This is a genomic window from Formosa sp. Hel1_33_131 (assembly GCF_001735745.1).
Taxonomy (GTDB): Bacteria; Bacteroidota; Bacteroidia; order Flavobacteriales; family Flavobacteriaceae; genus Hel1-33-131.
The window spans coordinates 1,487,562-1,512,536 of the sequence record NZ_CP017260.1 but is presented as its reverse complement, the minus strand read 5'-3'; the positions used below and the strand labels follow the sequence as shown (position 1 = coordinate 1,512,536).

Sequence of the window (24,975 nt, the reverse complement as noted above, 5' to 3'; positions counted from 1 at the left end):
TTCAAAGTTACTAAAAATTAATGTTTTGATTTAAACTAATCTATTAAAGCGTTTCAAAAACCTCAAGTCCGCAATCCAAAAAGGCTTTGTAATCTTCTTCATCTGGCGTGTAGCCAACTGGCTCGTTTAACACCTGTTTCCCATTCGAATCTAGTAACACGTAGTAGGGTTGAGAATTGGATTGGAAAAACTGTGTTTGAAAATGCGCCCATTTATGACCGTAATTTTCTAAAACACGTGTGCCGCCTCCAAGACGTTCGACCGTTAATTTTTGATCTTCTGGCAATTCTTTTTTATCATCTACATAAAGAGAAATCAATACATAGTCATTTTCAAAATAAGGCTTGATAGAGGCTTTTGGCCAAATATGTTCTTCCATTTTACGACAATTTACACAGGCATATCCGGTGAAATCAAGTAAGATGGGTTTGTTTACTTTTTGAGCGTAAGCAACGCCTTCTTTTAAATCTTTGAAACATTCAAAATTATTAGGACAGTCGTTTGGATACAAAAAGCTGTAGCCAACAGGCGGTGCCAATCCACTTAATAATGTGAGTGGTGTGAATGTTTGCGTTTCTTTATTGACCCTAAACCCGGATCCTAAATAGACCACAAAAGCAAAAACCAAGACTCCAGAAGCGATTCTGAAAAAGGATAGTTTTTTTAATGGAGAATCGTGTGGGAATTTTAATTTTCCTAAAATATAGAGTGCCAATCCTGCAAACACAACAATCCAAATCCCTAAAAAGACTTCAATTTTAAGGAGTCCCCAGTGTTTTACTAAATCGGCGTTGGAGAGAAATTTAAAGGCCAAAGCGAGTTCTAAAAACCCTAAAATAACTTTAGTTGTATTGAGCCATCCCCCAGATTTTGGAAGGGCTTTTAGCATGTTTGGAAACATCGCAAATAATGCAAAGGGCAACCCTAGTGCCACCCCAAAACCTGCCATTCCAGCGGTCAGTTGCCAAGCGCCACCATCTGCCGAAAGGGAGCCTGCAAGCAAGGAACCAAGAATAGGGCCTGTACATGAAAAGGACACAATTGATAAGGTCAACGCCATAAAAAAGACACCTAAGATCCCACCAATTCCTTCGCCTTTGCTCGTGGAATTTGTCCAAGTGGATGGCAAGGTTAATTCGTAATAGCCAAAAAATGAAAATGCGAAAAATATAAAGATGACAAAGAAAATGACATTTAACCAAACATTGGTGGAAATTTCATTTAAAATATCGGGGTTAACAGAGTCTAATAAGTGAAATGGAATGCTGAGTGCTAGGTAAACCAGTACGATGAAAAAACCATATAAGATAGCTTTGGAGACGCCGCCTTTTTGAGTGCCATCCCCCCCTTTTTTGGTGAAAAAACTGACCGTTAAAGGAATCATTGGAAATACACAAGGGGTTAAAAGTGCTAATAATCCGCCAAGGAAACCCAATCCAAAAATCTTCCAGAGGGAGTTGTTGGACGCTTTGATATCTTGCGATAGCGAGGTTAATTGTGTACTACATTTTACCAAGGCTTTTGAGATGGAGTCGATCGACATTCCATATAAAATCTGATCGGCATTCTCAGAAACTTCCGAATCGGATACTGGCGTCCCTCCTACAATTACAAAACCAGCTTCAGCAGAATAGTTAAATGTAAATGGATTGTCTGGTAAATAGGTGCATTGTGTGTCGTCGCAGGTCATGAAATCAATATTCCCACTGATACTAAATTCGGGAGATTTTACGTTGATGCGTTGCTTAAAAATGGCTTTGTCATAATATTTTGAAACGATCATGTCAAACACAGGGTCGTGTTGCGTCACTTTGTTTGCCTCTAATTCCTTCACCTTTTCAATGAGCTCAAAACCAGGAGCTGGTTGAAATGAAAAAACGGTTGGTAAAGGCCCCCCCTCTTCTACAAATTGTGAGTAAAGTGCCCAATGGGATTCAATCTTAGCTACGAATATAAGATCGTACTCTGTTTCTGAAATTTTCTCCGAGCCAAATTCCCATTTGACAGAATTTATGATCTGAGAGAACCCAGAAAAACTGATTAAAAACAATAAAAGTGTTGCGAGCTTTTTCATAATTTTAGTAGGATTTTAATGTGCAATTTAATGAAAAAATTAAATTACTGTCTAATAAGTAAATGTTAATATTCAAATTCATTAGTAGAGCACAAAAAAACCCAACTGTTTAGGGTTGGGCTTTGTATTTTAAAACTAGAGTTTTTAAGTTTGAAACGAATCGATTTACGTGATTATGAATGCCCCTTTTCTTTTTTGTAAGTCATTAGTACTAAAATCAAACACAGAACTGATGATAATGCACAGACTCCATACATCGCCATCCACCCAAAAGATTCCGTTATGTAAGCCAATCCTATTCCTGAAAAGGTAGCCCCTACGTAACCGAAAAAACCTGTCATTCCGCAGGCTGCAGAAATGGCCTGTTTGACTGTGACTCTGGAGGCTTGCACCCCACTTATTAAGTTTTGAGGTCCATCGATGAGGAAGCCAATTAGCAACAAAAAGACCCCCGTTAGAATAATGTTATTAGGTCCTGAATAAAAATAAAAAACAACGATGCTAAATGTTAACAACACAAGGTAAATAACGTTAATAGGAACACAGCGTCCATTCCAAAATTTATCGGCCAAATAACCTGCTACTATGCCTCCTGGGATTCCTGCCAAAGGCATTAATGTCCAAAAAATGGCTACTTGTACCTGATCAATCCCTTTTATATCATACAAGAATATTGTTGCCCAGTCTAAAGTTCCAAAACGAATGATATAAATGAACATGTTGGCCAAACTTAACAGCCAAATATATTTATTGGTAAAAATATGTTTTTTTAATAGCTCCCAATGCGATTTTGATTTTTCGATCAACTCTACTATGGGTCTCTCGTTCTTATGGTCTTCAATTGGAGGCAACCCTAAGGAAACAGGACGATCCCGCAATGTAATAAACAAAAATATAGCGGTTAAACACCCTATAATGCCTGGTACATAGAAAACAGCTTCCCAGCCTACAACTCCTTTGTTGTACAGGTTGATAATTCCAGCAACTAGGAGTCCAATTCCAAAGGTACCTGCCGTATGTGAAGAGGATAAGATAGTCCATTTCGTTGCTCTTTCTCGTGGTGAAAACCAGTGGACTAAACCTTTCGCAATTGGCGGAAACCCCATGGATTGAAAGGCTCCATTGAGTCCCCAAAAGAAAACAATTAGATATAAACTATCTAAAAATCCAATAAACAAATGTATGAGGGATGCTAGAAAAAGCCCAATGGCCATAAACATTCTGATATTTGCTCTGTCTGCTAAGAGTCCACTAATGAACTTTCCAATACCATAAACCACATAAAAAACACTGCTTAATATCCCTAATTGAATAATGTCAATATCTAGTTTTTCGCTAATTAAAGGCAATGCAGGAGATATGTTTTTCCGTGTGAAATAAAAAATAGTGTACCCTATATACATCCCAATAAACATGCGCCACCTCCAATGTTTATATTTTTTAGAAACAAGATGTTCTGGTATTTTATCTTTTGAAGGAAGTACTTGTGATAAAGGTGGGAATTTGGAGAAGTTCATATTGATTTTTTAAAAAAATTAAAATAAGTTCTGAAACTCGTTAAAATGAATGAGAGATGTTATTTCTTAATTCAAAATAAAATAAGTGCATTCTATTAAGAATGCACTTATCAAATCATGAATTGATTTTGACTAATTTAAACCCTGATAAATAATGTAAAGAATTATCTTTCGTTTTGTTTTATAAGACCTAAGCTGCTATCAATAACATTCGGAGGAATGGGCCATACACGATGTTTCACTAAATCAAAATTACTTCGTTCTGACCAAACTTCTATTATACTAAATCCAGAGTCAGGATCTTCTTTGTCGTCATGTTGTCTGCCGCTCAATGCTTTCTTAATCTCAGCGACATCTCCCCAGCGGCATAAGTCGTAAAAACGACCATCTACACCCTCTCCAGCAAATTCAGCTCTGCGTTCGTATTTAACATGTTCAAGCGTTGCTCCTGTTATAGGGGAAAGACCCGCCCGAACCCTGACTCTGTTTAAGTCTGGATCTCCGTTTTGACCAAGCATGATTTTGGCTTCAGCCCGCATTAGAAGTACTGTTGCTAAACGCATCAAGGATGGATTTAAGTCCGTTGTTGGATGATCTCCATTACCATTCAGATGTATTCCATCAGGATAGCTGTAAGGCTCCATATACTTTTTAAGTTGGAATCCTGTTAGACTCCTAGTAGACCAATATTTTCTAGTTTCTCCAAAGAACACAAACTCATTTGCAAAAGCCAATAAGGTTGCATCTCTTCTTAAGTCTCCAACTTGGTACGACTCGTACAAATCAAGCGTTGGTGCAAAATAGCCCCATCCATTGTATTTACCCCAACCCTTATTCTCTAAAGAAGCTCCTGGTAAAATACTCCCTCCAGTAGTGTTGCTTGAAATAGACCAGATGTACTCTATCCCCCAATTGTTGGAAATTTTAAAAATGTCTTCATAATTAGGTTCCAATACATCTTGGGTAGCGGTCACAGCATTACAAGCATCAATTACTTTCTGCCAAGAATCACTGTCAAATTCAGCATTGTGCAAATGTGCGGCTGCTAAATAGGAATAGGCTGCATTTTTATGGGCTGTCCCATAATTCGAAGGTAAAAGCTCACTAAATAATGGCAATAATGCAGCAGCTTTGGTGAAGTCTTTAGCGGCAAATTCATAAGTAACTGTTACGCTTTCAGGTCTGGAAATATAAAAATCCGTTGTAAATTCATCAACAATAGGAATCCCTGCCCGATCGTCTCCATAAACTATACCTAACTGATAATATGCCAAGCCACGCATGAAATGTGCATTTCCTAAAGCTAAATTCTTTACCTCATCTGAAACGCCTTCAATACCAGGGACATTATTAATAATGTCATTTGCTCTTTTTATCACTTGATAATGTTTTGACCAAATATCTCTAGTGTAGGAGCCTGATCCCGTAGTCACAAAGTTTTTTATATCTTCAATTTGGGCTTTGGATTTTCCAACCACAAAATCATCACTTGCGATTAAAGAATATAAAAACATTCCCCTGCCATAAATGCCTTGAAAATCATTCATTAAATACAAGGCATTGATCGCTCTAGTAACGTCCGTTTCTGTTTTGAAAAAAGTAGCTGCCGTTTGGGCACCTTTTGGTTCAACTTCTAAAAATTCTTCTGAACAGCTGCTCGTAAACAATACAACAAGCGTTATGAGACTTAATAAATATTTAATTTTTTTCATGTTGTTTTATTTTAAAGTTAGATTAAATCCTAAAGTAAATGTTCTGGCAACAGGGTACTGTCCGCCATCAACCCCACGGTTGGAAACTTCTGGATCTAAACCAGAATAGTCTGTCCAAGTCAGTACGTTTTGTCCCGTAACATAGATTCGTAATTTTTGAAAATAAGGGCTTTCTGGCAAGGTGTAGCCGATAGATAGGTTTTTCAAACGCAGATAATCTGTATCCTCTAACCAAAAGTCAGAGGCTTGGAGGTTTTTATTGGGATCATCGATTGATAATCTTGGATTGGAAGCGTTTGGATTTCCTGGATGCCAAGTGTCTAAGGCCATATCTAACAGATTAGCTCCAGAAACTGATGTATTCACGGGATAGATTCCTAATGCTTTATAGCCATTATATGCCACACCACCTTTTGTGCCTTGTAAAAATAACGAAAAGTCTAATTTCTTGTAATTTGCCGAAAAGTTTAATCCATAAGACACGGTTGGAAATGCGCTCCCTTTAAAAACTCGATCGTCATCGTCTATCACACCATCTTTATTTTTATCTATAAAACGAAGGTCTCCTAATTGGGCATTGGGTTGTCCATTAGCCCTTGCGTCAGTTACTGCTGCATCGGTTCTTAATAAACCATCTGATTCAATTAAATAATAAGAAAAAAGAGGTTGACCCACTGCATTTGCAAGTGGATAAAGAGCTGCGACTTGCGTAATATCGTCCACAATAATGTCAAACTTAGGTGCTAATTCAAGAACTTCATTTTTGATAAAGGATACATTCCCTGAAACATTGTAGGTGAAATCCCCTTCATTTTTATTGTACCCTAAAGCAAGTTCCAAACCATTATTTCGGATTTTCCCAGAGTTCACAAATGGAGAAGTCCCAATTCCCTCTAAGGAACTCACAGGCGTTCGGTTAAGCCATCTATTTGTGTCTTTAATAAAATAATCTGCTGTTAAATTCCATTTATTATTTTCAGAAGTAAAATCCAAACCAAAGTTTGTCGTTTCCGAAATTTCCCAATTGATGTTAGGATTGGAACGCCCATCAAGGACAATGCCTGTTTGATATCCATTTAATCCTAGGATTATATTTTCATCTGATAATGGTAAATTTGTTGGATAAGACGATAAGCTTTCAATATTACCTACCCGCCCCCAACTGGCTCTTAACTTTAAATTGCTTGCAAAGTCAGATTTAAAAAAGTCTTCTTCAGAGAGTGCCCACCCAACTGCAACAGATGGAAAATTTTCCCAACGTCTGTCTTGAGCTAACTTTGAGGAGCCATCTCTTCGAATACTGGCAGAAAAGAAATATTTTTTATCATAATCGTAAAGTACTCTTGAAAAAAATGAAATCAAGTTATTTTCGAAAAATGAATAGGTTATATCTTTGATCTCCTCCGCCAATGGTAAGAATAAAAATTTTGGATCCTCATTTTCAAAACCCTCAGCTACAATCCCATTTAATTCTCGCTCTTGGTGTTGTAAGGAGTAGCCTCCTAATAACTGAAACGCATGTGCATCATTAAATTTGGTTGTATAATTTAATGTGTTTTCCCAAGACCAATTTATTTCATTGGCCTGAATTTGAGTTAAGGTGTTGGTGGTCTTGCTCAACTTTGAAGCTTCTGCTACACGAGGGTCAAATTCTTTATAAAATTCATCAGAGTAATTGATCGCATAACTCGATTTTAGAGTAAGTTTTTCTGTTGGTTTATATTCCAAGAAAAGATTTCCAAACGTATTTCTTTCTGGATTGTCTATATTAATACGTTCTAAGGTGCCTAGAGGGTGAATCACGTCTCCGTTTTGTCCGTCCGAAACATCGCTGTAAACGCCCTCTGAGTTATACACCGGCACAAAGGGTGGTGCTTTGATTGCCGCCGCAATAACACCGTTGTAATTAGTTCCTCCATCTGCTGTTTGCGTCCCTGTAAATGCAGATTGGCCATTGGTAAGGGTGTAGGAGAAGTTTTCGCCGATTTTAATTTTATCACTTAACTTAATGGCGGAGTTGTATCGGAAACTTATACGGTCGGCATAGGTATTGATAAGAATTCCTTCTTTTTTGTTGTATCCTAAAGAAGATGAAAAGGAATACTTTTCTGAACCACCACGCAATCCAATGTCATAGTTTTGAATAATTCCACTTCTAAAAATCTCGTCAACCCAATTGGTTCTTTGCATCAATCTGTCAGGGTTAGTGTTGCCATTAAAATAATCTAATCGTGGGATTCCAGAATTATCGTACGCAATATTATACATGTCGGTATATTGTTGTGCATTTAATGCTACAGGTTTCTCATACACGCTTTGAACGCCCGTAAAGGCTCCAAAATCGACTTGAATCTTCCCTTGCTTTCCTTTTTTAGTCGTCACTAAAATGACGCCTGCTGCTGCACGAACTCCATATATTGAGGCAGAGGCTGCATCTTTTAAGACGGTGAGTGACTCAATATCAAATGGGTTGATGGGGCCTCCATAATAAGGGACACCATCAACGATCCACAACGGTTTTTCTGCTGAAGAGGTTCCCAGTCCTCTAATTTTAATTGTTGGTGTGCTTGTGGGATCTCCGCCGTCGGCTAAGACCGTAACTCCTGACACGTTTCCTTGCAGTGCTTCTTGTACATTGGTAACCGCACGGTCTTCAATGTTACCTGCAGTGGCAACAGCACCTGTTAATTCTTTTTTTGCAACACTTCCGTATCCGATTAAAATAACCTCATCCAATGCAGAATCCGCTACTAATTGAATGTTTATTTCAGTTTGACCGTTTACAGTTATTTCCTGAGTCGTAAAACCAATATAAGACACTAAAAGTACGGCATCTTCGTCGTCTATTTGTAAGATGAACTTGCCATCAAAATCGGTTGTAGTCCCTGTAGAAGTTCCTTTTATTATAATGGTAGCGCCCGGTAAAGGTTGGCCTGTATCGTCGGTTATCGTTCCGCTAATTTGATTTTGCTGTTTCTTGATAGTCGTCAAAGGCATATCCAAATGATCGCTTTTATCAATAACCATTTTATGTTTAAGAATGATTTGTGTTTCTCTTAATATTTGATAGGCTGTGGATGTATTATTAAATAAGCTGCTAAGTACTGTTTCAATACTTGCATCTTTTAGTTGTATTGAAACTATCCGATTTAAATCAACAAATTTAGTGTTGTAAATAAATTTGTACTCTGACATAGCTTCAATTTTGTCAATTACTTTAACTATCGAAGTGTTTTCTTCATTTAAAGTGAGTGTCTGGGAATACCCTGTATTGCTTGCAAGCATACTAAAAAATGTAGCGAAGACAAAAAGGGTTGTTAATTTCATTTTTAAATCAAATTTTATAAAAGGTAGAGATTTACCTTTCATTTCATGAAGTTTTTTCATATTTTTAAAGTGTTTAAATAGTGAATGACTGATTTTAGTTGATCACTTATAAATACCGGGGAATGTTACAGCATTTTCCGGTTTTTTTATTCTATTTTTCAAGAAGACAAAGTGATTTTGTTGTTTTAGATTGAGGTTTTTTGTTTTTATTTCATCTGTTTATATTTATTGTTTTTTATCGGTTACATGGATGTTTCATCTTTTTTAGTTTAAGTTTAATCTATATAAATGGTATTTTTTTCTATTTTATATTCGAGATTGTAACTGTTTTGGAAATAAATCAAGATCACTTCTATAGTATCTTCATTGAAGCTTGCATTAAAAACCTCTTTATTGAGTTGTTCATTTGTGTTTATTATTTTCACGTTATAATGACGCTCCAGTTTTTTAGAAATCGTTTCAAAACTGCTATTTCTAAAAATCAAACCGCCCTTCATCCATTGTGTATAAAGCTCTGTATCTACTTTTTCGGTAGTAATATTGCTTTGTTTTTTTATAAGAGAACCCTTTGTTCCAGGCACAATAGTAATGCCCTCTTTTAACGTTTTATTTTCATTATAAAGCGCCACAGATCCTTCGACCAAAACAACATCCGTAGAGGAATCTTCTGGATATGCCGACACATTAAACGCCGTTCCAAAGACTTCTACATTTAAATCCTCAGCGTTCACAACAAATGGAGCCTGCTTATTTGACGTTACATCAAAAAATGCTTCTCCTTCCAAAAACACGTGACGATTGGCTCCTTCTATGAACTTAACCGGGTATTTTAAGGAGGTACCCGAATTCAAATGAACCTTTGTCCCATCCGATAACTGAAGTTCAAAGCGTTTCCCATAAGGCACCGTTAGTGTATTAAATGCCAATTCTTCTTTTGCATGAGGACTGCTATATACTAATTGTGTGCCGTTTTGAGTACCAATCACACGGCCTTGAGCATCCTGTACTTTACTAGAATCGTCTTCATGAATGACTTTAATGCCCCCATTTTCTAATTGAAGTGTAATACTATCCGAAGGGATCACAAATTCAGGTGCTGTCGAAAAATAGTTGTTTTGATATAAATACCCAATTCCCAAAAAGGTTATGAGTAGAGCCGCATATTTAGATAGGTTTCGGATTTTACGCAATTGACGAATTCGGCGTTCTTTACTAATAAATTTCTGCAATTCTTTTTTTGATCTAGCAGCATCAAATTGTTTCATATTGAAATCAATCGCATAGTTAAGCTTGATGTAGTTTATAAACTCCTTCTCATTTTTGGGGTTTTCAAGCCATGTAGAGAGCGCTTCTAACTCAACAAAAGAAGCTTGCTTTGTAAGGAATTGTATAATTAATTTTTGACTTTTTTTGGACATTACTTAATCTTTAATACACTACTAAGACGTAAGTATTTTAAATAACCCTTACTTTTTTGGTGATTTTTTTTATATTTTCGCAATTATAACGACCTACTTATAGCATACCCCTTATTATGCCTACTATCTTTATAAATCAAATTTCTTTTCTGAAATCTCTAAAAAAAGGAGAGCCAAAAGCGTATACTTTTTTAATAGACAGCTACCATCATAAACTTTGTCTTTATGCGTTTAGCCTTACAAATGACCATGATTTATCTGAAGATATTGTTCAGAATGTATTTATCAGAATTTGGAAAATACGTCAAAAACTTAAAGATGATTTTAATTTTAAAAGCTATTTATATAAATCTGTTTACAATGAATTTATTGATCAATATAGAAAACAAAAAAACGTTTTAGCCTTAGAAAAAAAACACATCGATGCCTTGAGTTTCATTGTGGAGGAAGAAGATGAAAAATCATTGGAGCGGTTAATAAAGCTCGTTAAAAAAGAAATTCAAAACCTGCCTCCTAAATGTAAGGAAACCTTTTTATTAAGTAAGTATGAAGGACTCACCAATATAGAAATTGCAGACTATTTAAATATTTCCACAAAATCTGTAGAAGGTCATATTACAAAAGCATTTTCTATACTAAGGAAAACTCTTGGTGACAAAATAAATGGTCTTTTGTTTTTACTTTTTGTCCCGTCCTAAAATAGCGTTACACCTAACACTATTTAATTATGGAAACACAAGGTTCAACTTACAAAAAGCGAACACAGAAAGATTACAGTTTAAGCTTAAAACTACAAATTGTACAAGAAATTGAGCAAGGATTATTAACCACAACAGGTGCTTTAGACAGGTATGGAATTCAAGCAGCTTCTACAGTTCGGAATTGGTTAAAAAAATATGGTAACTTTGATTATCAATATACAATTCAACAAGGTATGTCTAAAACACCAGAACAACGTATTTTAGAATTAGAACAACAAGTTAAATTGCTTGAGAAGCAAAAAAACAGGGCGGAATATTTAGCAGAAAGAGCGGATAAGAAAGCTATTTTGTTTGATATGATGATAGATATTGCAGAAAAAGAGTTCAATATTCCTATCAGAAAAAAGCAAGAACCCAAGTAATAAAAGACTTCTCGAGTCAACACAAACAAAGCATAACAGCTACCTGTGAGTTACTTGGGGTTCATAGACAGGTTTATTATCGATCTATTAAATCCACCAAAGAAAAACTTCAATTAAGTTTTAAAGTGATAGAATTAGTGAAATCAAAACGTATTATCATGCCAAAAATTGGTACAAGGAAATTGTATTATTTATTAAAAGAAGACTTAAAAGAGCTTGGAGTTGGCAGAGATAAATTATTTAAAATACTAAGAGCAAATCGGTTATTGATTAAGCCTAAAAAGAAATATCACATTACCACAAACTCTCATCATCGATTTAGAAAACATAAAAATCAGATTAAAAAATTAGAGTTTATACGTCCAGAACAGGTTTGGGTAAGTGATATTACTTATATAGGAAATAGGAGGAATCCAAGTTATTTATCATTAATAACAGATGCGTATTCCAAGAAAATCATGGGTTATAATGTGTCCGATAGTTTAAGTGTTAAAGGGTCTTTAAATGCTTTAGAGATGGCACTAAAAAACAGAAACTATACGAAAGAACCTATTATTCATCATTCTGATAGAGGACTACAGTATTGTTCAAATGAATATCAAAAAACACTAGATGTAAACAATATTAAACCAAGTATGACTGAGAAATATGACCCTTATGAAAATGCAATTGCAGAGCGTGTAAATGGTATTTTAAAGCAGGAATTTGATATTGATAAATACGATACTAACCTTGAAACTAAAGGTAAATTGGTGCAAAATTCAATAAAAATATATAATGATTTTAGACCCCATTTATCAAATTATATGTTAACGCCTAAACAAATGCATAAACAAAATACAATCAAAAGAAAACAATATAAAAACAAAAAAGGCAGTGATAAAAAATCACTACCTTTAATTTATTAATTTTGTAACGCTATTTCAGGACGTCACATTTTAGCGTAAAAAATAAAGGAGTCGTTTAGTGCATTTCCATTTTGGTTGTGAAATAAGTAGGTGTTCTGACATACAACCTATATGGTGAATTGGGTTTATATAAGTTAAAATTTTATTTATTTTCTAAGATTTATAAAAAATTAAATCCCTTATTCTTTTGGCAAGCTTCTTTCGTATTGTGTTGCTCTAGCAATTTTTCCTTCTTTATTGAAATAGAACCATTCTACGAGTTCCTTTTCCCAAACAGTACCGTCTGTATGAACTCTTCTTTCTCTTGAAAAAACAGTCACTCCAGATTCTGTATCTGTATTTTGAATTTTTAATGGAACGATTGATTTCACTTCCCATGACAATTCTGTAAAGCTTGTAAACATAGAATCCCAAAGTTCAGTGTTTAACGTCATTTTATTTCCTTCTGAATCCAAAAACTCTGCGCCTTCAGCAAAGACTGCATTACAGGCTTCTGCGTCCCTGTTATTATAAGCCGCAACTAATGTTTCGATCGCTTCAACTTCGCCTCTGTTTGAAAATACCAAAGGTCTTCCAGACCATTCTGAAGTACCGTCTCCGATGAATTTCCCACCGTAGTTCAAGCCAAAGTTACTTGTTTCCAACCTTTGAACCCATTGAGAAAATGCTGTCACTTTGTTGTCTTTGTCAACTGTAAAGATTTCCATGAGGTCTAAATCTTCTTTTGAACCGTCTTTAAAATCTCTGTCTTCAGTAGACCACGTTAACACCATTGTGTTTTCTGAGCCTTCCATTTTCACAGGGACAATCATATAAGGATCCATCGTAATTGTTTCCATAGAACCCAACCAATCTACTGACCAGTCCATTGCTTTTTCTGAAAATTCTTTTGTGTAATTAGTCATTAGCGCAGCAACATCTTTGGAGTTGTAATCTTTCGCTGTTTTTTGTATGGCTTCAACAGATGCATCGCTTCCGATTGTAAACGATTTTCCATTGTCTTCACCTTCTCCTAAAAATACGCCTGCAGTTTGCGCCGTTAAAAATAAGCTTGAGCAAAAAGTTAATGTGTAAAGTAATTTTTTCATGTTGGTTTTTTATTAAATTGGTTTATGAATACTTGCTAAACGCAATTTAATAAAAAGAAGCGAATAAAAAACTTTATACGTTTAAAAACTCATTTCTAGCCTCAGTGTATTTAGATTGGGTTTTTTTAATAAACGTTTTCGAGGACACCCTTTTAGAGTTTTTAAAAAACTGAATACCGAGTGGGCCATATTCTTCGTCTAAATTTCGCTTGCTCCAATACATCATTTCATAAAGAATTGGATACAAATCAATCCCTTTATCGGTTAGGTAGTAAATTTTTGTTTTTTTATCGTATGGAAGTTTAATCACCTTTAGTAGTCCGTGATTAATTAAAAATTCTAAGCGGTTGCTCAAAATATTTGAGGCAAATTTTTCTGGAGAATTCATGAATTCAGTAAATGTTTTCTTTCCTAAAAACAAGTCTCTAATAATGATTAAAGTCCATTTGTCTCCTACGATGTCAAGAACATTTACCAAAGGGCATTGGGATCTGTTGGCTCTCATAATTGATAGATTTGAGTGAATTACAAACTTATTATGTTTAATTACAAATACATCAATTTTAACAAATTTTTGACATAAAAAAAGGAAGGGAATGCCCCTTCCTTATAAATTATAAAATACAGTAAATTAGAATGTTAATTCTAAAATACGATTCCATGTAAACTCACTAATTATCGACCATTGACTGATTGAAAGCTCGCCTACCAATGCTTTGTACTCCGCACTTTGTTCTCTAATTTCTGTACGTTTTTCCCAGTTGCTAAAGTATTCGAATTGAGATTTATCGATACACATCACCATATAATCTGCGTCCTTAGCTCCAAATACAGATTTGAAGATCGCATAATGATAGCTGATGCCTAATTTTTTATCAAGAGCATTCATTTTTTTGTTCCAATCTTCATAAGCATTGTCTGCATTCATCTTCACATTGACAAATTGGATACGTCTGTAAAACTGTTCGTCTTTTTCTGCTCTGGAAAGAATGGTCCAAGTTTCAGGAGTGGTGCTTAGTTCTGGCATGAATTCCCAAACAGAGGACTCTTTAAAGCTGGTTACATCATTAAACGCATCCACTGTTCCTTCTGGAAGTGGTTCCATGCTTTGTAAAGTGTTCCATATTTTTTCTTGATTTTCATCTTGTCTATTTCTGTACGCAACCATTTCGGTCAGCGATTCGTGAAATTGTAGAAACTGAATCTTTTTGGTTCCTGGTTCTGCAAATGTGTACGTCTTGGCATCCTCAATTTCTAGCGTTGTTTTGATGGCCTCCATCCATTGCGTCACCATAGTTGAGAAATTTTCTGAAGATTCCGTTTCTATTTCATTCACAACCATAATTTGAGCGTTTAAGCCCGTTGTTGCTGCGACTAAAAGTGTAAAAATTAATTTTTTCATTCTATTATATATTTAAAAGTTATTGGTTTCATTAGTTCATCATTCCAGAAGAAAGCGCTGGCATGAGTTGAAGTGTTTCTACTTTTTCGCCATACATTTCAAGAGAGGCGTCAAAATTAGCGATGTCTTCTGACCATGAGCCCCAACCAAATAATTTGTTGTAGTCTTCTTCCCAAGTCGTTTCACTTGATTTCATCATACGCTCATAACTCGAAAAGCCAACAACTCTTACAAATTGATTTCTACTTCCACCGCTCACAAGTCTGAAGAAAAGTACATTGACATCCATTTCTCTTAACGTCAGGATTTCAGTGATTCTTGACATAAATCTTCTAAAGTGCATTATTTTATCGGCTTTTACATCATACACCGTTCTGGTGATGTATTTTGATGGAGTTCCCGTTTCAGGATCAAAATTATAGGACCCATTTTTTAGACGTTGCCATCTTTTTTGACCTTGTTCCTTTGCAATGTATTTAGCGACATTTTTGTCCCAATACGCACCTTCAACTGAACGGTCCACATCGTAATCCGCAGGTTTTTTGTTGGCTTCTACTCTTTCGTAAGTCCCATTGTTTGGGCCTGTGATAACTTTATAAGTGAAAATCCCTAACTCAGGACTTGAATTAAATGTTTTTGTTTTGAGTGCTACAGCAGATTCAAATTTCTGAACCATATCCGTTTTTGGAGTAAAACGCCATGTGTTCCAGTATTCTTGTTTAGAATTTCGTTGTCCAAAAACGACTGTTGATAGACAAAATGTTAAAATAATAAGGAGTTGTTTTTTCATCTTAAAAAATTAAATTGGTTGAGCGAACAAGATAAAACTTATACTTGTAAAACGCAAGTTAATTATATAAAATGAAAAAGACTACAATTTTTTGTCGGGATGACAGGATTTGAACCTGCGACCACACGACCCCCAGCCGTGTACGCTAACCGGACTGCGCCACATCCCGAATAAATTGCAATATATTAAATAACTTTTAATTTTTTTCCAACTTTAATAAATGCATTGATGGCTTTTTGAATGTGTTGTTTTTCATGCGCTGCAGACAGTTGTACTCTAATTCTAGCTTTGTCTTTTGGCACAACTGGAAAGAAAAAACCAATCACATAAATGCCTTCTTCCAAGAGTTTCTCCGAAAATTCTTGAGCCAAGGATGCATCATACAACATAATGGGTACAATGGGATGAATGCCTGGCACAATATCAAATCCTGCCGCCGTCATTTCTGTGCGAAAAAAGGTGGTGTTTGCTTCTAATTTGTCTCTCAATTCATTGGAGTCAGAAATCATATCTAAAACCTGAAGTGTGGCTCCAACAATGGCGGGCGCTAGTGTATTTGAAAATAAGTAAGGTCGAGAATGTTGTCTTAGGATATCCACGATTTCTTTTCGAGCTGCTGTAAACCCACCCGAAGCTCCACCCAGTGCTTTTCCATACGTCCCTGTGATTATATCAACGCGGTCTATAACGTTGTGATGTTCGTGTACGCCTCTACCAGTCGCTCCAAGAAACCCTGTTGAGTGACACTCATCGATCATGACGAGAGCATTGTACTTGTCTGCCAAATCACAAATTTTATCCAATTGCGCTACGGTGCCGTCCATAGAAAAAGACCCGTCCGTCACAATTAATTTACGTCGAGAAGAAGACGCTTGTATGAGTTGTTCTTCAAGAGATTCCATATTGTTATGGGTATATCTAAAACGCTTCGCTTTACAAAGACGGATTCCATCAATTATGGATGCATGATTTAGTGCATCGGAAATCACGGCATCTTCTGCCCCAAGCAAGGGTTCAAAAAGCCCCCCGTTGGCATCAAAAGCAGCAGCGTACAAAATGCAATCTTCCATGCCTAAATAGTGTGCTGTTTTTTCTTCTAATTCTTTATGGATGTCCTGAGTTCCACAAATAAATCGTACGGACGAAAGTCCAAAACCGTGTGTGTTTAGTGCATCGATACCTGCTTGAATGACTTTGGGATGTGCCGAAAGTCCTAAATAATTATTCGCACAAAAATTTAATACATTTGATTGCGATGTGGTATTTATTTCGGGTCCTTGCTTTGAAGTCAATACTCTTTCAGCTTTATAAAGTCCACTTGATTTTATAGCATCAATATCCTTTTGAAAATCGTTTTTAATGGTTCCGTACATGGTTCTTTTCTGTATTAAATTACTGTTTTAATTTTAAATTTTTAATCATACTCTCGGTCATGGCTTCCAAATCGTATTTAGGTTTCCAACCCCAATCATTGGCAGCTTTTGAATCGTCAATGCTGTTTGGCCAAGTGTCCGCGATCTGTTGTCTGAAATCTGGCTTGTAATTGATTTTGAATTCAGGGTATGTGTTTCTAATCCTCAAAAATAGTTGATTTGGATTAAAACTCATGCCTGCTAAATTATAAGAAGATCGAATTGTGATGTTTTCTTTAGGCGCGTCCATGAGTTCTATGGTGGCTCGGATTGCATCGTCCATATAAATCATTGGCAACAGAGTTGATGCACTCAAAAAACATTCAAAAGGTTTGTTGTCAATGGCTTTGTGAAATATATCAACTGCATAATCTGTGGTGCCCCCACCAGGCAAAGATTCGTGTCCTATCACGCCGGGGTATCTTAACGATCTTACGTCCAATCTGTATTTTTGGTGGTAATAATTTGCCCAATTTTCGCCAGCAGCTTTACTCACTCCGTAAATAGTGGAGGGTAATAAAAACTGATCTTGAGCGGTATTGTCTTTTAGTGCATTTGCTCCAAAAACTGCTATGGAGCTTGGGAAAAAAACTTTATTGACTTCATGAATTCTTGAAACTTCTAAGACGTTGATAAGCGTCTTCATGTTTAAGTCCCAAGTCATGGTTGGAGTCTTTTCTCCACTGGCGGATAAAATTGCTGCTAGGTGATAAATTTGCGTGATGTTATGCTTAATGACGATGGATTCTAATTTCTGAAAATCCGTCGCATCTAAAGTTTCAAAGTGTCCACTAAATCCAACCTTGGAATAAAGATCGGTTGCAATGACATGATCTACCCCAAACTTTTCTTGGAGTTTCAATGTTAGAACAAATCCTAATTGCCCCCCAGCCCCCGTTATTAATATTTTTTCTTGCATCTAATTACAGAATTGAATCCGATCAAAACTATACATTAAGAGTACATAATGGTTAAAAAATCTTCAAAATATAATAATATAAGTGTTTTTAACTTCTATTAATAATAATTGTATTTATATTTACTTTAAACAACAGTCTTAAACTAATTTTAAAGTAATATCTTCTGTACAATGGAAAAACTAGACGAGGTCGATCTCAAAATATTAAGAATTTTACAAAAAGATTCAAAAAAAACAACAAAGGAAATTGCCAAAGAACTCCATCTTACGGCATCCCCCGTTTATGAACGCATTCGACGACTGGAGAAAAAAAAGTACATAAAAAAATACGTTGCTTTAATAGATAAAAAATTGGTAAGCCAACCCATTACCGCCATTTGTATGGTTTCTTTACGTTATCACGATGAAGGGTTTATTGATACGTTTGATCGGCAAATTAGGGCTTTAAGTGAGGTGCAAGAGTGTTATCACATGGCTGGAAAAGTGGACTTTTTTTTAAAAATCAACCTTCAGAGTTTAGATGCTTACCACGAGTTTGTAAGGCTTAAACTTTCTAAGATTGATAACATTGGCGTTTTGGAGAGTTCGTTTGTTTTAAAAGAAATTTTTCATAGTACGGAGTATAATATTTAACACTGAGACCCTGAAACAAGTTCAGGGTGACTAGTCGGGGTTCTGAGAGGTAAACAGTAACTACATCATGACTCCGAGGATCGAGCCACAAAAACTATTCAAAAAAAATTGTCGAGGATGTCTGGAAAATAGCAAATCTGTCATTCTGAACTTGTTTCAGAATCTCAATTAACTGAAATTTAATGCTTCAACTGAGACCCTGAAACAAGTTCAGGGTGACAAGTCGGGGTTCTGAGAGTGAGCCACTAAAACTATTTAGAAAAATTTATCATTCCGAACCTGACTACGGTCAGGCAAGTTTACCTACCGAAGGTAGGCTTGTTTCGGAACCTAATAATTAAAACCCTAAGGGCTTCCACAAATTAGCCCAATCAGGATTTTCACTTTCTATTAAATTAATTTTCCATTCCCTATGCCAATTTTTTAATTGTTTTTCTCTGGCGATCGCGTCAAATATGTATTGAAACTCTTCATAATACACCAATCGTTTTAAATTATACTTCGCAGTAAATTTGCTACCTTCTTTTTTTATATGACGCTCCATACGATCGTCTATCCCACCAGTTACACCAATATATAAAGTGCCTCTTGGTTTGTTGGTTAGAATATAAACCCAGTAGTTATGATATACACGTTTTGGCATTGTAGATTAGGTTTAAGGTGGATAAATATAAGAAAATTGGGGAAATATAGAAACATGGCACTGAGACCCTGAAACAAGCTCAGGGTGACTAGTCGGGGTTCTGAGAGGTAAACAGTAACTACATCATGACTCTGAGGATCGAGCTACAAAAACTATTCAAAAAAAATTGTCGAGGATGTCTGGAAAATAGCAAATCTGTCATTCTGAACTTGTTTCAGAATCTCAATTAACTGAAATTAAACACCTCAACTCCTTCAACTGAGACCCTGAAACAAGTTCAGGGTGACTAGTCGGGGTTCTTTTCTCTATTCTCTTTTCTCTATTCTCTCTTCTCTTTTGTATTCGTTCTTTTATTTTTTGCTTAAATTTACACTTATGAACTGAGCGTGTTAAAATAGATGCCCAAAGAGAATGATTAATAGTGAACAAATGAAAAAGATTACAATACTCATCCATTGCAAGGACCAATCGGGGATCATTGCGGCGGTGACCAATTTTATAGCTTCCAAAAACGGAAACATTGTGTATATCGATCAGCATGTGGATCAAGAACAGTCCGTTTTTTTTATGCGGTTGGAAGGAGAGTTTGACGATTCCTCTTATAATAATTCAGATTTTAATGCTGAATTTCAAAAAGAAATTGCTCTTAAATTTGACATGAGTTGGGAACTTTACACGGCGGCTTATCGCCCAAAAATGGCGTTGTTTGTATCTAAATATGAACATTGTTTGTACGATATTTTAGGACGTTATAAGTCGGGAGAATTGGCTTTAGAAATTCCTTTGATTGTCAGTAACCATTTAGATTTAAAGCCCATTGCCGATAGTTTTGGGATTCCCTTTTATCATGTGCCGGTGACCAAAGACAACAAGCCGGAAGCAGAAGCCAAGCATTTGTCCCTTTTGTCTAAACACAACATTGACTTTATTGTATTAGCACGCTATATGCAAATTATTCCTGAGGAACTCATAAATGAATACCCACATAAAATCATCAATATACACCACTCCTTTCTTCCTGCGTTTGTGGGAGCGAAGCCTTACCATTCTGCCTATAAAAGAGGGGTTAAAATTATTGGTGCGACGTCTCATTATGTGACTGTAGAGTTGGATGCTGGGCCTATTATCGAGCAAGATGTGACGCGCGTATCACACACCCACTCTATTTCTGATTTGGTCTCAAAAGGGCGGGATTTAGAAAAAATAGTGTTGTCAACGGGAATCAAATTACATCTGGATCGCAAAGTGATGGTATATAATAATAAGACCGTCATTTTTTCATAAAAAACCAATTAACTTATAACTATAATATCATGGAACAAAACACATCACCCACTATTCAAGTAACGGCTTCTGGAAAAGTTGTGGTTACCAATGCAAAAGACATCGTTTTATTGGATGGCGAAGGAAATCCAATCGCTAAACGCAACCGATTTGCACTGTGCAATTGCGGAAAAACTCAAGATGGGCCTTTCTGCGACGGCGCACATAAAGAGTAATAATTCCTCTTTCTTGTCAAGCTGAATTTATTTTTACAAAAGAGGCTGTCTGAAAAGTCTTTTTCTTGTCAAGCTGAACCTGCCTACGGTTAGGCAGGCTCGTTTCAGCTTCTCATAATTATTGATTTTCAACATTTTGAGATTCTGAAATAAATTCAGAATGACAGGTTTTCTACTTTTTAGACGACCTCAGATATAATATGTGATTTTGTAAACTACTTAACTATTCACCTTCTGCAAGGATACGCTCTGTTACATAAAACATTTGAATTTTTCCGTCTACAATAAGTGCATCGTGGACTTGACCAAGCTTGACTTCTTCACCATCGACTGTTAAAGTCACACCATGTCCAGAAGTTACCCACTGACGTAATTCGCCTTTCTTGTTGGTGAATTCGTTTTCAATAAGATAGCTTGTTTTCCATTTTGGATTGGTAGCCTCAAACCAAGTGGTTAAAAACTCTATATGCGCCTCTGACCCTTCAAATACCACTCCGGTTGGTCCATATACTTTAAAGTCTTTTTCTGCATTTAAACTGCTAATGGTTTCCAAATCACGCTCGTTATGTGCAGTGATGTAGGTTTCCCAAATGGCTACGTTTGATAGATCGCCGCTATACAATGGAATTTTAACGCCGTCATCGCCCATTTCATATCCAATTGCTTTTGGAGCCACCTCTACTTGTGGTGTTGTGTTGCAAGCCGCAAACGTTACTGTGATCAGTCCTAATAAGATTAATTTTTTCATTTTAAATTGGTTTTAAGTTAATAATAATTGCATAACAAAAGTAATATAAATTAAACAAAAAAGCACCTCTATTTCTATAAGTGCTTTCTAATTTGTTTTTTGAATCTAATGGATTCACAGCTGGGTAAATTTGACTACAGCAATCCTAACTGAGTTAAAAATGAATGGTTGTCAAAATAATCTTGTTCTTTTAATATCTTTCCATCTTTCATCCAAATGAGTGTTGTTCCACTGATGTCAACCTTGTTGTTAGTGGCTGGAATTCCAAACATTTCACCATCGTGAGTACCTTTAAACGTCCAGTGTTTAACCATTTTATCTCCTTGTCCAAATATATCAACGATTTCAAATTGAGCATCCGAAAATCCTGATAAATAATTATTGTAATAGGCTCTAAACGCATCGATCCCAACAATGTCTCCTTGTGCTGTTACCACGGTTGCTTGAGGGTCAAAACTATCAATATTGATAAGCTCTATATCTCTTTTCTCAAACAGGGTTTCCCATACCGAAACATACATTTCTATGTTTTTTTCAAGATTTACATTTGCGGTTTCCAGTGTTTGACACTCTTGACTTGGTTGTTGAGAACAGCTCAGGATAACGAGTGAAAGCAGTAAAATTATTGATTTTTTCATTTTTATGTTTTTTAAATTTTGAGTGTAAATATACATATTATAGATTGTTTTTTGAAAGTAAAAAACGTTAATATGTAAAACAACTTATTTGCTAAGGTTTAGAAGTTTCAAAATGGACAAAGAGGGTCTTCTACAGAAAACGAATTCTAATGGAGTTGCGCTTGTATTTGAGGTCGAAGTACACGCCTTCATACGTTATTGAACTACACACATTAAGAAATCTATTCCACATAGGACTGTTTTAGGTAAAATTAGAGAAGGTAAATGACGACACAGCCGGGAATTATTTCCAGTTTTGTCCTTTCATTTGCATGGCTGCTTTCAATATGTCTTTCTGGCTGATCTGCCCAACTAACTTGCCGTTTTCCACAATTGGAAATCGACGTCTTTTGGCTTCTAAAAATTTATTGGCGGCATCAAAAATATTCATGTTTCCATCAATGGTATCTACATTTCTAGCCATGTGTTTTTCAATCGTTTGGTCTTGCATTGGCATATTGTAGTAGCGACTTTCACTGATTTGCTTTATACAATCCCCTTCCGAAATAATGCCTATCAATTCTTTTTTAGCATTCACAACAGGACCCCCAGAAATGCGATGTTTAATTAACAATTCCATCACACTTTCAATCGATTGGTCGGGCGTGAATGTGATCAAATTTGTAGTCATATAATCACTAACTTTTAGCGATTTAACTTCCTCTTTTGAGGGTTCCCGTCTGGCACCTTGAAAACTTTTTATGGGCATAAGATCTGATTTAGTGAATTCTAAATATAGGAAAAAAAACAAGGCTTTCCTAAAATAGGGGGTTTTATTCGTCATCACGAGGCGTGGGAATCCAAACACAAAAAAGCCCTTATATCTCTGTAAAGGCTTTGTAACTGAGCTTCTGATTAATACTTAGAGGCAATCGGATTCTTAATTCACTCCGCTGATTTATTGATTGCCATTTCATGGTCATATTGGCAACAACCTGGCAAGTCTTTGTAGGCGTCTTCATTTCCAGCAACCTTTTCGGTGTCATAGCCCGAAGCCGCAATGGCATTATGAATTGCCATCTCATTGGTTTTTGTTTCATCAAAAGAAACATCAATTTTCTTTTTTTCAACGTCCCAATTGACATTTGAAATTCCTTCAAGGCTGTTGACTGCTTTTTCAATGGTGTTTTTACACATCCCGCAGTTGCCTCGCACGCCAAAACTAAGGTCTGTCATTTGCATTTCGTTGGAAACAACTGTAGTTTTTACTGATTCTACTTCTTTGTTCGCTGCTTTTTTAAAGCTAGTTAATCCGATAGCTGCAATCACAGCCAAACTTAAAATTACTTTTTTCATGGTGTTAAAATTTAATTATTATTTATTTGATTACTTGTTTTACTTCGCCACATTTCAGCATGGATTGACCAAAATAAGGATTGATTACTTTTTCTTTTTTACTTAACCAATGAGCGCCCTTGTTGTTGTCTGCCATAGGACAAAATTGTTGGTATATTTCGGCGTTAATTCCAAATAATTCTATCGCAGTTGTTAAGTGTTTGGAGAGCTGTTTAAATTGCTTTCTTTGTGCGACGATATCACTTGAAATTGAATTTACGGCCTTTTTAAGTGCTTTTTCTAAAGGCATCCAATTAGAGTGCGCATCCATATTCAATAATTTCATATCCACTTTACTTAAATCTGAAAGTAATTTTTTAGCGTCCTTTACAACCTCTTCTGAATTATCTTCTATCAAACTATTCTTTAAAGTGATATAACGATCAAATACCTTTTTTAGCTGGTTTTGAAACTCCTTTGACACCTTCATTCTCTCATTCATATTGAAATGAGTGTCCATACTGGACATTGGCTCCATCATCCCAAGATGTCCTTCGTGTCCCGTCATTGTTTTACCACCTTCTTTATTCATCATCGATTTTTTGCCTTGCAATTGTGCAGCGGCATCCACTGTAAAGGTACCATTGGTTACAATTTCATCTCCACTATTTAACCCCTCTATAACTTCGTAATAACCTCCGAGTTTAGTGCCCAATACAATTTCTTTCATTTCAAAAACGGGTTCATTGGCAGTGGATTTCACATACACTACCGATCGAACACCTGTCCATAAAACAGCTGAAGCAGGAATTTTTAACAGCATTTTCATTGAAGAAAGCCCCCTTCTTTTAAGGACCCCTTTCACAAACATTCCTGGTTTAAAAGTGTTATTTGTATTGTTTAAAACAGCTCTTAATTTTACGGTTCGAGTGTTTGCATCTAAAATGGGATCTATAAAATCAACCTTCGCTTTAAACTTCTTTTTAGGATAGGCGTTTGTTGTTATAGAAATATTTTGACCTTTTTTAAATAAATCAATTTGATTTTCATAAACATCAAAATTTGCCCACACCGTATTGAGATTGGAAATTTTTAACAACGGTTGCCCTTGTTTTATATAGTCGCCTTGTTCTACTAGTTTTTTTGAAACCGTCCCCGACACTGTTGCGTATATTGGTACATTTTCTTGAACTTTTCTGCTCGTCTCAATTTGATTGATTTGACTATCGGAAAGTTTCCATAATTTTAGTTTATTTCGTACCGCTTTATATAAGGCTGGTTGGGATTCTTTTAAGGAGATTGCTGTGATTAATTCTTGCTGAGCGGCATACAGTTCTGGCGAATAAACGGTGGCTAATAATTGTCCTTTGCGTATTTTTTCTCCTGTAAAATTTACATTCAGTTTTTCTATTCTTCCCGAAAAATAACTGACTTGAACGGCATTGGCTTCTTCATTTTCTACAATTTTCCCTGATAATTTAATGCCACTGTTTTCCATAACGGATTCTCCAACCACAGAAGTTTGGATGTTTGCCAATGCGATCGCATTATCGGTTAACTTAAACTGATCTGCGGACAATCCCATTGCAGTTGTTTCAGCTGGAATTAAATCCATCCCACAAATAGGGCAATCGCCAGCTTCAGGAAGCATAATTTGCGGATGCATAGAACAGGTCCATATTTGATTTGTTTTCGCCATTTCAGAGTGATTGTGTTCTGTTTTTTCGTTGGAGGAATTTCCAAAAAGAAACCAGCCCAATACTAATCCAACAACTACCAATCCGATGTAAATTATATATTTTTTCATTGT

23 protein-coding genes and 1 tRNA gene are annotated in these 24,975 nt (G+C 35.9%); 6 read left to right on the top strand and 18 right to left on the bottom strand.

Annotation, left to right across the window (positions count from 1 at the left end):
- Positions 1–43: 43 nt before the first annotated feature.
- The 5 genes from FORMB_RS06890 to FORMB_RS06870 form a co-directional block, all read right to left on the bottom strand.
- Positions 44–2,074: a protein-disulfide reductase DsbD family protein gene (locus tag FORMB_RS06890; RefSeq protein ID WP_069676751.1), complete on the bottom strand. Its 2,031-nt coding sequence runs from the start codon at positions 2,072–2,074 to the stop codon at positions 44–46.
- 173 nt (positions 2,075–2,247) lie between these two features.
- Positions 2,248–3,591 (bottom strand): MFS transporter, encoded by a 1,344-nt coding sequence (locus tag FORMB_RS06885; RefSeq protein ID WP_069676750.1) that lies wholly within the window; start codon positions 3,589–3,591, stop codon positions 2,248–2,250.
- A gap of 164 nt (positions 3,592–3,755) precedes the next feature.
- Entirely contained in the window at positions 3,756–5,303 is a 1,548-nt protein-coding gene (locus FORMB_RS06880) for a RagB/SusD family nutrient uptake outer membrane protein (protein ID WP_069676749.1), read from the bottom strand.
- A 6-nt stretch (positions 5,304–5,309) separates the two neighbouring features.
- On the bottom strand, positions 5,310–8,690 hold the full coding sequence (locus FORMB_RS06875) for a TonB-dependent receptor (protein WP_083243925.1): 3,381 nt from the start codon (positions 8,688–8,690) through the stop codon (positions 5,310–5,312).
- A 215-nt stretch (positions 8,691–8,905) separates the two neighbouring features.
- A complete protein-coding gene (locus FORMB_RS06870) occupies positions 8,906–10,048 on the bottom strand; it encodes a FecR family protein (RefSeq protein WP_069676748.1) in 1,143 nt (380 codons plus the stop codon).
- Positions 10,049–10,164: 116 nt separating this feature from the next.
- On the opposite strand from FORMB_RS06870, the gene FORMB_RS06865 reads away from it, so the two are divergent.
- The 3 genes from FORMB_RS06865 to FORMB_RS06855 are packed head-to-tail and all read left to right on the top strand — an operon-like array spanning position 10,165 to position 12,079.
- Positions 10,165–10,746 (top strand): RNA polymerase sigma factor, encoded by a 582-nt coding sequence (locus FORMB_RS06865; RefSeq protein ID WP_069676747.1) that lies wholly within the window; start codon positions 10,165–10,167, stop codon positions 10,744–10,746.
- A gap of 29 nt (positions 10,747–10,775) precedes the next feature.
- Positions 10,776–11,171: a transposase gene (locus FORMB_RS13140; RefSeq protein WP_069676746.1), complete on the top strand. Its 396-nt coding sequence runs from the start codon at positions 10,776–10,778 to the stop codon at positions 11,169–11,171.
- Positions 11,171–12,079: an IS3 family transposase gene (locus tag FORMB_RS06855; RefSeq protein ID WP_197493510.1), complete on the top strand. Its 909-nt coding sequence runs from the start codon at positions 11,171–11,173 to the stop codon at positions 12,077–12,079. The genes FORMB_RS13140 and FORMB_RS06855 overlap by 1 nt, the downstream gene beginning before the upstream one ends.
- 179 nt (positions 12,080–12,258) lie before the next feature.
- On the opposite strand, the gene FORMB_RS06850 is transcribed toward FORMB_RS06855, so the two are convergent.
- The 7 genes from FORMB_RS06850 to FORMB_RS06820 all read right to left on the bottom strand — a co-directional run bounded on the left by FORMB_RS06850 (position 12,259) and on the right by FORMB_RS06820 (position 17,690).
- Positions 12,259–13,167: a nuclear transport factor 2 family protein gene (locus FORMB_RS06850; protein ID WP_069676744.1), complete on the bottom strand. Its 909-nt coding sequence runs from the start codon at positions 13,165–13,167 to the stop codon at positions 12,259–12,261.
- Positions 13,168–13,240: 73 nt separating this feature from the next.
- Positions 13,241–13,672 carry a winged helix-turn-helix transcriptional regulator gene (locus tag FORMB_RS06845; RefSeq protein ID WP_069676743.1) on the bottom strand — a complete coding sequence of 144 codons (432 nt, stop codon included), beginning with the start codon at positions 13,670–13,672 and terminating at the stop codon, positions 13,241–13,243.
- Between the two features lie 126 nt (positions 13,673–13,798).
- Positions 13,799–14,569: a hypothetical protein gene (locus tag FORMB_RS06840; RefSeq protein ID WP_069676742.1), complete on the bottom strand. Its 771-nt coding sequence runs from the start codon at positions 14,567–14,569 to the stop codon at positions 13,799–13,801.
- A gap of 31 nt (positions 14,570–14,600) precedes the next feature.
- Positions 14,601–15,359: a hypothetical protein gene (locus tag FORMB_RS06835; protein WP_069676741.1), complete on the bottom strand. Its 759-nt coding sequence runs from the start codon at positions 15,357–15,359 to the stop codon at positions 14,601–14,603.
- Positions 15,360–15,453: 94 nt separating this feature from the next.
- Positions 15,454–15,528 (bottom strand) — tRNA-Pro (locus FORMB_RS06830).
- A 16-nt stretch (positions 15,529–15,544) separates the two neighbouring features.
- Positions 15,545–16,732 carry a glycine C-acetyltransferase gene (kbl, locus tag FORMB_RS06825; protein WP_069676740.1) on the bottom strand — a complete coding sequence of 396 codons (1,188 nt, stop codon included), beginning with the start codon at positions 16,730–16,732 and terminating at the stop codon, positions 15,545–15,547.
- A gap of 19 nt (positions 16,733–16,751) precedes the next feature.
- Positions 16,752–17,690, bottom strand: coding sequence for an NAD-dependent epimerase/dehydratase family protein (locus FORMB_RS06820; RefSeq protein ID WP_069676739.1), 939 nt, complete (start codon positions 17,688–17,690; stop codon positions 16,752–16,754).
- Positions 17,691–17,861: 171 nt separating this feature from the next.
- On the opposite strand from FORMB_RS06820, the gene FORMB_RS06815 reads away from it, so the two are divergent.
- Complete coding sequence (locus tag FORMB_RS06815; protein ID WP_069676738.1) at positions 17,862–18,323, top strand: Lrp/AsnC family transcriptional regulator; 462 nt, start codon at positions 17,862–17,864, stop codon at positions 18,321–18,323.
- Between the two features lie 337 nt (positions 18,324–18,660).
- Here FORMB_RS06815 and FORMB_RS06810 read toward each other — a convergent pair whose 3' ends face one another.
- A complete protein-coding gene (locus FORMB_RS06810; protein WP_069676737.1) occupies positions 18,661–18,966 on the bottom strand; it encodes a GIY-YIG nuclease family protein in 306 nt (101 codons plus the stop codon).
- A gap of 429 nt (positions 18,967–19,395) precedes the next feature.
- On the opposite strand from FORMB_RS06810, the gene purU reads away from it, so the two are divergent.
- The gene (gene purU / locus FORMB_RS06805; protein ID WP_069677925.1) at positions 19,396–20,250 is read left to right on the top strand and encodes a formyltetrahydrofolate deformylase; all 855 of its coding nucleotides are present in this window, start codon (positions 19,396–19,398) and stop codon (positions 20,248–20,250) included.
- A 29-nt stretch (positions 20,251–20,279) separates the two neighbouring features.
- Positions 20,280–20,465 carry a CDGSH iron-sulfur domain-containing protein gene (locus tag FORMB_RS06800; RefSeq protein ID WP_069676736.1) on the top strand — a complete coding sequence of 62 codons (186 nt, stop codon included), beginning with the start codon at positions 20,280–20,282 and terminating at the stop codon, positions 20,463–20,465.
- A 223-nt stretch (positions 20,466–20,688) separates the two neighbouring features.
- On the opposite strand, the gene FORMB_RS06795 is transcribed toward FORMB_RS06800, so the two are convergent.
- The 5 genes from FORMB_RS06795 to FORMB_RS06775 all read right to left on the bottom strand — a co-directional run bounded on the left by FORMB_RS06795 (position 20,689) and on the right by FORMB_RS06775 (position 24,972).
- On the bottom strand, positions 20,689–21,213 hold the full coding sequence (locus FORMB_RS06795; RefSeq protein ID WP_069676735.1) for a hypothetical protein: 525 nt from the start codon (positions 21,211–21,213) through the stop codon (positions 20,689–20,691).
- A 134-nt stretch (positions 21,214–21,347) separates the two neighbouring features.
- Positions 21,348–21,851, bottom strand: a complete 504-nt coding sequence (locus FORMB_RS06790; protein ID WP_069677924.1) for an ester cyclase — start codon at positions 21,849–21,851, stop codon at positions 21,348–21,350.
- Between the two features lie 283 nt (positions 21,852–22,134).
- Positions 22,135–22,599, bottom strand: a complete 465-nt coding sequence (locus FORMB_RS06785) for a CBS domain-containing protein (RefSeq protein WP_069677923.1) — start codon at positions 22,597–22,599, stop codon at positions 22,135–22,137.
- 176 nt (positions 22,600–22,775) lie between these two features.
- Positions 22,776–23,186, bottom strand: coding sequence for a heavy-metal-associated domain-containing protein (locus FORMB_RS06780; RefSeq protein ID WP_069676734.1), 411 nt, complete (start codon positions 23,184–23,186; stop codon positions 22,776–22,778).
- Positions 23,187–23,208: 22 nt separating this feature from the next.
- A complete protein-coding gene (locus FORMB_RS06775; protein WP_069676733.1) occupies positions 23,209–24,972 on the bottom strand; it encodes an efflux RND transporter periplasmic adaptor subunit in 1,764 nt (587 codons plus the stop codon).
- Positions 24,973–24,975: the final 3 nt, after the last annotated feature.

What these genes read in the sequence shown, in the direction of transcription:
- FORMB_RS06890 (WP_069676751.1), bottom strand. Translation starts at nt 2,074, where the DNA reads ATGAAAAAGCTCGCAACACTTTTATTGTTTTTAATCAGTTTTTCTGGG.
- FORMB_RS06885 (WP_069676750.1), bottom strand. Translation starts at nt 3,591, where the DNA reads ATGAACTTCTCCAAATTCCCACCTTTATCACAAGTACTTCCTTCAAAA.
- FORMB_RS06880 (WP_069676749.1), bottom strand. Translation starts at nt 5,303, where the DNA reads ATGAAAAAAATTAAATATTTATTAAGTCTCATAACGCTTGTTGTATTG.
- FORMB_RS06875 (WP_083243925.1), bottom strand. Translation starts at nt 8,690, where the DNA reads ATGAAAAAACTTCATGAAATGAAAGGTAAATCTCTACCTTTTATAAAA.
- FORMB_RS06870 (WP_069676748.1), bottom strand. Translation starts at nt 10,048, where the DNA reads ATGTCCAAAAAAAGTCAAAAATTAATTATACAATTCCTTACAAAGCAA.
- FORMB_RS06865 (WP_069676747.1), top strand. Translation starts at nt 10,165, where the DNA reads ATGCCTACTATCTTTATAAATCAAATTTCTTTTCTGAAATCTCTAAAA.
- FORMB_RS13140 (WP_069676746.1), top strand. Translation starts at nt 10,776, where the DNA reads ATGGAAACACAAGGTTCAACTTACAAAAAGCGAACACAGAAAGATTAC.
- FORMB_RS06850 (WP_069676744.1), bottom strand. Translation starts at nt 13,167, where the DNA reads ATGAAAAAATTACTTTACACATTAACTTTTTGCTCAAGCTTATTTTTA.
- FORMB_RS06845 (WP_069676743.1), bottom strand. Translation starts at nt 13,672, where the DNA reads ATGAGAGCCAACAGATCCCAATGCCCTTTGGTAAATGTTCTTGACATC.
- FORMB_RS06840 (WP_069676742.1), bottom strand. Translation starts at nt 14,569, where the DNA reads ATGAAAAAATTAATTTTTACACTTTTAGTCGCAGCAACAACGGGCTTA.
- FORMB_RS06835 (WP_069676741.1), bottom strand. Translation starts at nt 15,359, where the DNA reads ATGAAAAAACAACTCCTTATTATTTTAACATTTTGTCTATCAACAGTC.
- kbl (WP_069676740.1), bottom strand. Translation starts at nt 16,732, where the DNA reads ATGTACGGAACCATTAAAAACGATTTTCAAAAGGATATTGATGCTATA.
- FORMB_RS06820 (WP_069676739.1), bottom strand. Translation starts at nt 17,690, where the DNA reads ATGCAAGAAAAAATATTAATAACGGGGGCTGGGGGGCAATTAGGATTT.
- FORMB_RS06815 (WP_069676738.1), top strand. Translation starts at nt 17,862, where the DNA reads ATGGAAAAACTAGACGAGGTCGATCTCAAAATATTAAGAATTTTACAA.
- FORMB_RS06810 (WP_069676737.1), bottom strand. Translation starts at nt 18,966, where the DNA reads ATGCCAAAACGTGTATATCATAACTACTGGGTTTATATTCTAACCAAC.
- purU (WP_069677925.1), top strand. Translation starts at nt 19,396, where the DNA reads ATGAAAAAGATTACAATACTCATCCATTGCAAGGACCAATCGGGGATC.
- FORMB_RS06800 (WP_069676736.1), top strand. Translation starts at nt 20,280, where the DNA reads ATGGAACAAAACACATCACCCACTATTCAAGTAACGGCTTCTGGAAAA.
- FORMB_RS06795 (WP_069676735.1), bottom strand. Translation starts at nt 21,213, where the DNA reads ATGAAAAAATTAATCTTATTAGGACTGATCACAGTAACGTTTGCGGCT.
- FORMB_RS06790 (WP_069677924.1), bottom strand. Translation starts at nt 21,851, where the DNA reads ATGAAAAAATCAATAATTTTACTGCTTTCACTCGTTATCCTGAGCTGT.
- FORMB_RS06785 (WP_069677923.1), bottom strand. Translation starts at nt 22,599, where the DNA reads ATGCCCATAAAAAGTTTTCAAGGTGCCAGACGGGAACCCTCAAAAGAG.
- FORMB_RS06780 (WP_069676734.1), bottom strand. Translation starts at nt 23,186, where the DNA reads ATGAAAAAAGTAATTTTAAGTTTGGCTGTGATTGCAGCTATCGGATTA.
- FORMB_RS06775 (WP_069676733.1), bottom strand. Translation starts at nt 24,972, where the DNA reads ATGAAAAAATATATAATTTACATCGGATTGGTAGTTGTTGGATTAGTA.